At 37.6% G+C, this 399-nt stretch carries 1 protein-coding gene; it reads right to left on the bottom strand.

From position 1 onward, the window contains the following. Positions 1 to 399, bottom strand: a 399-nt coding sequence (locus tag CWB65_RS19295; protein ID WP_171047601.1) for a tyrosine-type recombinase/integrase, incomplete at both ends; no start/stop codon positions are given.

Here is a 399-nt window from a genome sequence, read left to right as displayed (position 1 = left end):
GACTCACCTGCTTACTCTCAGGATCAATGCTTAATTTATGTGATGAAAATAAATATTGCCAACCTAATTGTCTGTTATGGTTTGGATATTTTTTACGTAACAAATGCGGCATGTAAGCGCCGCTATATAAGGGGTTTTTCAGATCTAATTGCAGGTAACTATCAACTAATTGTATTTGAGAACGTAATTGCGGTATGAGCTCTACTGCAAGCGTTACAACACGATTTTTACCTCCTTTGCCATCCCAAATTCGAATGCAGTTATAGTCAAAGTCAATATCGTGTACTCGTAAACGCAGTACCTCCATTAATCGCATACCACTGCCATAAAGTAGTCCACAGGGTAAATAATGCTTCGCAGAGCACACTTTAAAAAAATTATTTATTTCCTGCTGCGTTA

The sequence above is a fragment of the Pseudoalteromonas sp. S554 genome, assembly GCF_005930865.1.
GTDB classification, from domain to species: Bacteria; Pseudomonadota; Gammaproteobacteria; order Enterobacterales; family Alteromonadaceae; genus Pseudoalteromonas; species Pseudoalteromonas marina.
Note: the sequence above shows the minus strand (reverse complement) of the source record. Positions and strands in the feature narration are given on the sequence as shown.